We start from the raw sequence: 8,384 nt of genomic DNA on the forward strand, positions 1-8,384 counted from the left end.
GAACTGGCACGGCTGGGTCACCATGTCATGGGTGTTGACGCGGACGCCGAGCTCATCGCCGCAGCACAGCACGACCATCCAACATCGCGGTGGCAGACCGGGGACCTGAGCACCCTGGAGCTGGCGCGAACCTTCGAGCTGATCGTGTGTACCGGAAACGTGTTGCCGTTCCTGGCACCCGGAACAGCGCCCGAGGTGCTCCGGCGGCTGCACGCGCATCTGATGCCGGACGGCCGACTGGTGGTGGGCTTCGGCAGCGACCGCGGGTACGCCGTCGACACCTTCTTCGCCGACGCCGACGCAGCCGGCCTCGAACGACAATCCCTGTTCTCCACCTGGGATCTCAGGCCGTGGGAGCCGACGTCGTCGTTCCTGGTCGCCGTCCTAGCCCGCAAACACGCCGTCTAAACGACAAACGGCACCCGGCGAGAGCCACGAAAGCTGCTCCCCGGGTGCCGTCAGGCGGTAATGGATCAACCCAGTACTTGATCGACCCAGCACTTGATCAGGCGCGGCTGATCCCAGCGCGTGCCATCGCATCGGTGTAGGCGGCCTGCATTTCCTGGCGCCACACTTCCTGCTTCGCCGGGGATCCCGCAAACGCGCGGTCGCCGGTGGAGCGCACCTTGTACACCTTGAAACCGCGGCGCTGAATGGCCCGGTTCTCCAGCTGGGTGAGGCGGCGTGCCACCTTGTGCGCATCGGTGCCGTGAGCCACGAGGGCCGAGGCGCGAGAGACGCGCTGCAGGAAAGCCAACAATGGCTTGACGCCTTCGTCGATCTGCTCTGGGGTGAGGGCCTTTTCCTTTACCTCTGTGACGTACCAGGGGTAAACGTTCCAGGGCATCACGAACTTGGGCTGCAGCCCAACGCTTTCGTAAATTTCAGCAGTGCGGATAGCACTCTGATCGTCGTTCTCCGCCGACACGAATCCTGAGGCGAGGCTTGCACCCGGGTTGGAGAACAGGCTCACAATCCGACACTCGTCGAGGTCATGTGCGGGGTCAATGTAGGGAAGTGAACGGTCCGGCTTCTGCTCGGCCAGAGTGTCACACATCCGGTTGATTTCTTCGATATTCGGGTCGTAACGTCGTTCCCACTGCTGTGCTCGGTAAGCCGGGTCCGCCATGCGTCGTGCCAATTTTGCCTCCTCGCGGACAATGCCTGAAGTGGCAATAATGTTGTCCGCAGTCTTCCAGCTTACGCGCCCAAGCTGAACGCGGGGTCACCCGGTCCTTGCTGGAGTGCATGGACTGCGTGCAGGATTCCCCAACTTCCGGGGCCGACGACGGCGTGTCCCGCCGAACACGCCGCGTTTCTGGCCGTTACCCCGGCGAAGGTGGGAGACCTGCACGCCCGACGGCGACCGATGACCAACCTAGGCATCGTCGCCGTAGATGAAACTTTTCGCGAAGGACACCGCCTTCTTGAACGCATCGTTGCGCAGGGAAACGTCGTCGACCGCATCACTGGATTCCAGGTATGCGGTGTGGCCGGGCCTGAGCACCCAGATGTCTCCCTGAGGGGGGAGATAGAACACGCCGAAAGACCGCTGCGACTGGTCATCACCCCAGATCGGGACGGCTGCGACAGCTGCGCCGGTATCCACATTGATCCATTGGGCGCGCGGCTGCGGCTCACCACCCACTGCGGGGTCAAGGAACGGGGCGGCACCCTTTCCCCAGCGTTCCTCGAAACGCTCATAGAACGCGGGAACCAGCTGAGCGTCGTACCGCCGCCATCCGGACATCATGTACCCCTTAACTTCCTCAACCGTCGTCTACTGCGGAAGTGGGGCGGCCCCCGTTGCCCCCCCGACAAGGGCCGCCCCTGCTCGTTGCGGGCCGTTCGTCAGGCGTTGATCTCCTGCCGGGACTGCCCATTGCTTTCAATTTCGATCCGCCGTGGCTTGGCCTTCTCAGCGATTGGGATGCGCAGGGTCAGCACGCCGCCGTCGTAATTTGCTTTCACTTTTTCGGTGTCCAGGGTGTCGCCGAGGATCAGTTGCCTGCTGAAGACGCCGCGGGGGCGCTCGGCGGCGATCAGCTCGGTTCCGTCTGGGGCGGAGGAGCTCCGTTCGGCACGGACGGTGAGCACGTTGCGCTCCACATCGAGGTCAATCGAGTTCGAGTCGACGCCTGGAAGATCGAAGGCCACCACAAAACTTTCGTTTTCCTGCCACGCGTCCATCGGCATCGCTGCCGGGCGGGCGGTCGTCCCGAGGACCTGCTGGGCCAGACGATCCAGCTCCCTGAATGGGTCGGTACGCATCAACATGGTTCCTTACTCCTTCAGCATCTTGAGTTGATGAATAGCCTGCCAATCATCTGTAGTGATTGACATAGATTTTTTATAGCACTGGTGAGAGACTGATGCAAGAGGGATTGTTCGATAAGTTCGGACCACGGCTGGAGGGTTGGAGATGACTGAGAAACAAGACCCCAGCGCCGGCCTGTACGCCATCTCGGTGGCGGCTGAGCTGGTCGGAATGGGACAGCAGAATCTGCGGCTCTATGAGCGGAAGGGCCTGCTCGACCCGGCCCGAACCCCCGGCGGGACCCGGAAGTACAGCGATCTTGATCTGGCGACGCTGCGCCGCATCGAGCAACTACTCGGCGAGGGGCTGAATCTTGCCGGCATCAGGATGGTCCTGGTGCTGGAAGCCGCGAACGGCAGGCTGCGCGACGAGCTCGACGCCGCCGAGTAACCCGGCCGGCAGGCCAGGCGAGTAGCCGACTGAGTAACCCGGGCGGCCTAGGCCCGGCCCTTCAGGATCAGGTTCCAATACACCCGAGGCAGGATGCGCCGCTCCAGTACAAAGGTGGCACGGTGCTCCCGCATGATGCCTTTCCACGGGATGGACGGCTTCGCCCGGTACTGGTCATCAAATTCCGAGAACACCACCGTGGACCGCGACACCGTGAACGGGCAGGCCGAATAGTTGTTGTATTTCGCGTTGACGCTTTTGCCCTTCAGGACCGCCATCAGGTTCTTGGCAACCACCTGGGTCTGCTGGCGAAGGGCGGCGCCGGATTTGGAATTCAGGGTCGCCGCCGCGTCACCGAGGGACCAGACGGCCGGATACCTGATGGACCGCAGCGTCTCGGGGTCCACCTCGACAAATCCCGCAGGGTCCCCGGGCTTCGACAGATTGGTGGCCTTGAGCCAATCCGGCGCGGACTGCGGCGGGACGGCGTGGAGCACATCGTAGGTCAGGGTCTCGCTGCCACCGACACCGCTGCCAGCACCAAGGTCCTGCACCGTGACGGTGCGTTCGACGGCGTCGACGGCGGTGATCTCACTGTTGTGGCGCACCTCGATACCGTACTCGGCGATCTTGCGGTTGAGTTCCTCATTGGCCACCGCCTCGGCGAACACCGTCGGGGTGGGAACAATCAGCATCACCCGGATGTCCTCGAGAACGCCCTGCTGGGCCCAATAGTCACAGGCGAGGTACATCGGCTTCTGCGCCGCTCCCCCGCAGGTGAGCGGCCCCGGCGGCAGGTTGAACACCACCGTCCCGCGCCGCAAGTTCCGCAGCAGCTCCCAGGCCTTGGGTGCCAGCTCGATCTCATAATTGGACGCCCCGTACTTCGATGCCATTGCGTCGGCCAGGCCCGGTACCGCGTCCCAGTCCTTCTGGATGCCGGGGCAAACCACCAGCTGGTCGTAGCGAATCTGGCCACCTGATGCCAGGTGGATGGTGTTCTGGCCTGCGTCGATGTCGACGACGGCGTCCCTGACCCAGGTCACGCCGCGGGGAATCACCGAGGCCTGAGGCCGGATGGCCTCCGACGCCTCGGCTGTTCCGCCGGCAATGTGGGAAAACAACGGCTGGTACAGGTGCCGGGAGCTGGGCTCCACCACTGCAATGCCTTTGGCGCCATACCTTCGGAGCCGTGCTGCGAGCGATATTCCTGCATTTCCGCCGCCAATAATGACTATTTGATGGCGGGTCGGCTGCGGATCGCTTGCGGCAGCGGCCACGGCCTAGGCTGACTTCTCGGTGAGGGCGCTGGCCTTATGGGCAGCCTTGGCGCCGGTCTTGTCCGACTCGACAACGTACTGTGGCTCGTCGTCGCTGGCACGGTGGGTGTTGCCATCCAGTTGGAAATCACTGGTTTTCTTCTCCACAATTTTTCCGTGGGTAGTGCCCTGCGGGGTGTTCCACTCCACGCTCGTGCCCTTGGTCAGTGCCACAGTGACTCCTTCAATCGACAGTGTGCTTACCAGCCTACGGCCTCTTCCGTGCAGGACTGCGGGATTGACCTATGAAAAGATGGAAGCCACCAGACGCACGCTGTCGTGCAGGCGGGGTATCACCCTGCACGACGACGGAGGACTTCATGAAAGACGGCGAAACTACAGCAGTGCACGGTCGCCATCTCCCTGATCACCCGACAGCCCCCGCCCCAGAACCCGGGGCGACGACGACGTCGTCGGCCTCGACCTCGACATCGACTTTGGCCGTGCCGGGGGCGACGCGTAAGGGGTTCCGGCCCGAGGTCCAGGGTCTTCGGGCGCTCGCGGTCCTGATGGTGGTCACCTATCACATCTGGTTTGACCGGGTCTCCGGTGGCGTGGACATCTTCCTGCTCATTTCAGCGTTCCTGATGACCCTGACGTTCGTACGGAAAGCCGACCGGGGAGCCCCCTTCGCCCTCCTGGCGCACTGGGTACACCTGTTCAAACGCCTGCTGCCCGCCGTCGTCGTGGTCCTGATCGGAACCATCACCGCGTCGCTGCTGTTTCTGCCGAAGGCCCGCTGGAGTATGGTGCTCGAGCAGTCGTGGGCGTCGCTGTTCTACTTCCAGAATTGGCTGCTGGCGTCCGAATCCGTTGACTACTACGCCGACACCAGTGTGGCCAGTCCGCTTCAACACTTCTGGTCCCTCTCCATTCAGGGCCAGGTCTTCATCCTGTGGCCGCTGCTCTTCCTGGCAGCGAGCCTGGTGGCGAAAAGCATTCACCTCCGGTTCCAGACGGTCGCCGCGGTGATCTTCGGTGCGCTGTTCGTTGCGTCGCTCGCCTTTTCCATCTATCAAACCGATGCCAACCAGTCCTACACGTATTTCGATACCCGAGCCCGGCTGTGGGAGTTCGCGCTGGGAACACTGCTGGCTTTGGTGCTGCCGTATGTGAAACTGCCGAAGGCCGCAGCGGTAGCGGCGGGCTGGATCGGGTTGGCGGGGATGCTGAGCGTCGGCTACCTGGTGGACGTCGAGGGCGAGTTTCCTGGTTTCGTCGCGCTCTGGCCGCTCGTCGCTGCGGCGCTGATCATCACCGCTGGCCAAACTGGAAGCCGTTTCGGCGCTGACCGGCTCCTCTCCTGGGGGCCGCTGGTAAAAATGGGTGACCTGTCCTACGCGCTCTATCTATGGCACTGGCCCGTGCTGGTCATTTACCTCGTGTATCGGGGACAGGACGCCGTCGGCCCCGTTGCGGGCCTGGCCATCATCGGCTTGTCGCTGATCCTCGCGTACTTCACCACCCGGTTTGTCGAACGCCCACTGCGGAGCCTTCCCCGGGTAGAGGCTAGCCGGGTGCGCAGCCTCGCAGTCATCGCCGTCTGCGTCACCCTCGTCTCCGTATCGGTGGCCAGCGTGCAGTGGACCATGCGGGCACAGGCTCAAGCCCTGACCAGTCAATCCGACACGCAGAACCCCGGCGCCTATTCGCTACTGCCCGGCTTCGTCGACCGCTCCACGGGTGACTCGCCGCCGCTACCGGATCTGGGCAGCCTCGACGCCGAGTGGGGCGTGCTCGGCGAGAAGTGCGCAGGAGAGCACATTCCGGTAGAAAACGACCGAGCTGTCCGCGGTTGTTCCTTCACCCCCGCGGAGGGAACACCGGCGAAAGAGATCCTGGTCATCGGCGACTCGCACACCGAGCAATGGCTGGAACCCATCGAACTTATGGCCCAGCGAAACAACTACCAAGTGACGGCCCTGCTGCTGGGTGGGTGCAGCTACGGCACGGAAAGCGACAACCGTTCCGAGGCCTGCAACACGTTCAACGACGCCGCGACGGACTACGCGCTAAGGATGAAGCCCGACGTCGTGTTCACCATGGCGACCATCTCCCACAAGGCAACCACTGCCGAAGGTGAGGTCTCCGGTATCGCTGAGGCCAGCAAAATTCTCGGGGAAGCAGGCATCCCCGTGATCGGGATGCGGGATAACCCCAGATTCGAATTCAATATGATCAACTGCGTCGAGGAATACGGGCCGGACGCTGCCGAGTGCACCTTCCCGGTTAGCGAGAAACTTGCCGCGACCGCGCCGGTGCCCTCGGTGCAGGAAACGGGCGGCGCGTTCCGCTTCATGGACCTCACCGACCTGATCTGCCCCGCAGGGATCTGCAGCCCGGTGGTGGGCAACGTCTATGTCTACCTGGACGACAACCACCTCACCATTTCCTACACCGGAACAACCCTGCCGCAATTCGAGGAGCGCTTCCACGCCGCCTTGGGCTGACGCCGGCCGGGGCCAAGGTGCCTCCAGCCGGGCATGAAGAGAGGGACAGGGCCGGTGGCCCTGTCCCTCTCTTTACCGGATGGTTTATCTGGTCCGGATCACGCTGTTTGTCCAGCGACCTGCCTAGCGGCGCTTGGTGAGTCCGCTCAACAGGTTCGCGGGGCGCTGCTGCTCGCCCTGCTGCGCACCGAGGACAATGACCACTCCGCTGACCAGGGGCAGTGCCCACTGGACGATCTTGAGCTGCTTCTGTGCTGCGGCCAGTTCTGGTGAGCTGGAGGCGCCTGGTTCGGTTGCCCCTTTCGCGCCCTCATCGGCCAGTTCCCCGACCTTCTTGCCCAGGATCCCGGCGTACAGTGACAGGCCCATTCCGGCGACCGTCACGACTGACTTGACGACGGTGTTGGCCAGCGCGCCGTCCTGTCCTGCCACCCGGCCCTTGTTGCCGAGGATGAGGCCGACACCGCCAATGGCGTGGGCGCCGAAGGCTGCGGTCTGGATGGGGGTCCATTTGGCCCAGCCCACCGTCGCCAGACGGGTGCGTTCCTTCGGATCCTTGGCCTCCGCGGCCGCGCCGTTGAGGCCGACGGCACCCATCAGGGATCCGCCAAACCAGGCAGCGGCACTCAAATCGTGAACGGATCGTGCCAGTAGATTTCCAGCCATAGTGATCACTCCTCCAATAGATTTCCGTTGAATAACGGCAAAACTTGTTCCCTAAGCATACTTACTATCGGGTGGTTACGCACACCGGGGTCAGCCCGCGGCTATCTGCGGGGCGCCTTGAAGCCTCCCGCTGGCACCGGCATCGCATAGGCTTCCCGCATGAGCCGCACACCAGCAGCGACTCCTGCCACCGTCGCCTTGAGCGCCGCCGGGGTCCACTTCTCAGTGCTGAACTACGCCCACAACCCTCGGTCGGGCAGCTACGGGGCAGAGGCAGCGGAAGCCCTCGGCGTCGACCCGGCACGCGTTTTCAAGACCCTCATGGTGGATGTGGACGGAACGCTCACGGTCGCCGTCGTCCCCGTTTCCAGCTCGCTTAACCTGAAGGCGCTCGCGGCCGCTTCCGGACGGAAGAAGGCGGTACTCGCCGACCCTGCGCTGGCCCAGCGGCGGACGGGTTACGTCCTGGGCGGCATCTCCCCGGTGGGACAACGGCAAACCAGCCCGGCAGTGGTCGATGAATCCGCCCTGAGCTTCGCCACCATCCTGGTGTCCGGCGGGCGGCGCGGGTTGGAGATTGAGCTGGCGCCGGCGGACCTGATCAGGATGACCAGCGCGACAGTGGCATCCATTGCGCAACGATAAAGAGACCGGAACCTCACCCGGTTCAATGCACTGGGCGTAGACCTGAACCGCGACCACATCACCAAAATTCATCCCGAAACACAAGCCCTCCACAACAACGTGCTGGCGAAGTACGACGTCGATTACATGATTGACCTCCACCACCAGGGCGCGAACAGCGAGCGGGATGGGCGCCTGGTCTCAGGCTCCATTTTGCACCCGACTACACCGAACGTGGACCTCGACGTCCTTGAGGGATCCAAACGGCTGGGAGCAGTTGTATTCGATGCCGTGGACTCCACCGGGTGGGGGCATCTTGGCAAGTACGCTGGTGGCTCTGCAGAAACCATCAGCCGGAATGGAATCGCTGTCGAGTACGGCATCTCTACGTTGCTTTTCGAGATGCGTGGCATGTCTGACCATTTCAACGAGGGAGCAATCCTCGGACAGAAGAGCAATGGGTACCTAATCAAGCAGACGATTACCACTCTGGATGCAACGGTTAGCGCGTTGTCGGACGGATCAATCGAAGACGCCGATACCTCGTTCTGGGACACGCTGGCCGTGCAGAACACCCGCACGGAATAAGGTCGCTGGACAGGGGGCTGCTCCCGCCGG

At 63.2% G+C, this 8,384-nt stretch carries 10 protein-coding genes and 1 pseudogene; 5 read left to right on the forward strand and 6 right to left on the reverse strand.

Translation table 11 applies throughout. The features are described 5' to 3' along the window. Positions 1 to 27 precede the first annotated feature (27 nt). Complete coding sequence (locus K728_RS22700) at positions 28 to 408, forward strand: class I SAM-dependent methyltransferase (protein WP_337587496.1); 381 nt, start codon at positions 28 to 30, stop codon at positions 406 to 408. A 97-nt stretch (positions 409 to 505) separates the two neighbouring features. Here K728_RS22700 and K728_RS0110080 read toward each other — a convergent pair whose 3' ends face one another. The 3 genes from K728_RS0110080 to K728_RS0110090 all read right to left on the reverse strand — a co-directional run bounded on the left by K728_RS0110080 (position 506) and on the right by K728_RS0110090 (position 2,277). After that, entirely contained in the window at positions 506 to 1,141 is a 636-nt protein-coding gene (locus tag K728_RS0110080; RefSeq protein ID WP_237715347.1) for a uracil-DNA glycosylase, read from the reverse strand. Between the two features lie 237 nt (positions 1,142 to 1,378). Further along, complete coding sequence (locus tag K728_RS0110085; RefSeq protein WP_024476602.1) at positions 1,379 to 1,750, reverse strand: hypothetical protein; 372 nt, start codon at positions 1,748 to 1,750, stop codon at positions 1,379 to 1,381. 101 nt (positions 1,751 to 1,851) lie between these two features. Then, positions 1,852 to 2,277 carry an Hsp20/alpha crystallin family protein gene (locus tag K728_RS0110090; RefSeq protein ID WP_019484227.1) on the reverse strand — a complete coding sequence of 142 codons (426 nt, stop codon included), beginning with the start codon at positions 2,275 to 2,277 and terminating at the stop codon, positions 1,852 to 1,854. A gap of 145 nt (positions 2,278 to 2,422) precedes the next feature. Here K728_RS0110090 and K728_RS0110095 point away from each other — a divergent pair, with 145 nt between their 5' ends. After that, positions 2,423 to 2,707 (forward strand): MerR family transcriptional regulator, encoded by a 285-nt coding sequence (locus tag K728_RS0110095; protein WP_024476603.1) that lies wholly within the window; start codon positions 2,423 to 2,425, stop codon positions 2,705 to 2,707. A 47-nt stretch (positions 2,708 to 2,754) separates the two neighbouring features. On the opposite strand, the gene K728_RS0110100 is transcribed toward K728_RS0110095, so the two are convergent. Then, a complete protein-coding gene (locus K728_RS0110100; RefSeq protein ID WP_024476604.1) occupies positions 2,755 to 3,987 on the reverse strand; it encodes an NAD(P)/FAD-dependent oxidoreductase in 1,233 nt (410 codons plus the stop codon). A 3-nt stretch (positions 3,988 to 3,990) separates the two neighbouring features. Further along, positions 3,991 to 4,200, reverse strand: coding sequence for a DUF2945 domain-containing protein (locus K728_RS0110105; protein WP_024476605.1), 210 nt, complete (start codon positions 4,198 to 4,200; stop codon positions 3,991 to 3,993). Positions 4,201 to 4,346: 146 nt separating this feature from the next. Here K728_RS0110105 and K728_RS0110110 point away from each other — a divergent pair, with 146 nt between their 5' ends. Then, the gene (locus K728_RS0110110) at positions 4,347 to 6,476 is read left to right on the forward strand and encodes an acyltransferase family protein (protein WP_035747777.1); all 2,130 of its coding nucleotides are present in this window, start codon (positions 4,347 to 4,349) and stop codon (positions 6,474 to 6,476) included. 123 nt (positions 6,477 to 6,599) lie between these two features. Here K728_RS0110110 and K728_RS0110115 read toward each other — a convergent pair whose 3' ends face one another. Continuing rightward, a complete protein-coding gene (locus K728_RS0110115; RefSeq protein WP_024476607.1) occupies positions 6,600 to 7,142 on the reverse strand; it encodes a hypothetical protein in 543 nt (180 codons plus the stop codon). Between the two features lie 159 nt (positions 7,143 to 7,301). On the opposite strand from K728_RS0110115, the gene ybaK reads away from it, so the two are divergent. Then, positions 7,302 to 7,787, forward strand: coding sequence for a Cys-tRNA(Pro) deacylase (gene ybaK, locus K728_RS0110120; RefSeq protein WP_024476608.1), 486 nt, complete (start codon positions 7,302 to 7,304; stop codon positions 7,785 to 7,787). A gap of 3 nt (positions 7,788 to 7,790) precedes the next feature. Beyond that, positions 7,791 to 8,354: pseudogene (locus K728_RS0110125) on the forward strand (carboxypeptidase); the annotation flags it as partial. Between the last annotated feature and the right edge of the window lie 30 nt (positions 8,355 to 8,384).

It is taken from the genome of Arthrobacter sp. CAL618, from assembly GCF_000468215.1.
Classification (GTDB): Bacteria; Actinomycetota; Actinomycetes; order Actinomycetales; family Micrococcaceae; genus Arthrobacter_D.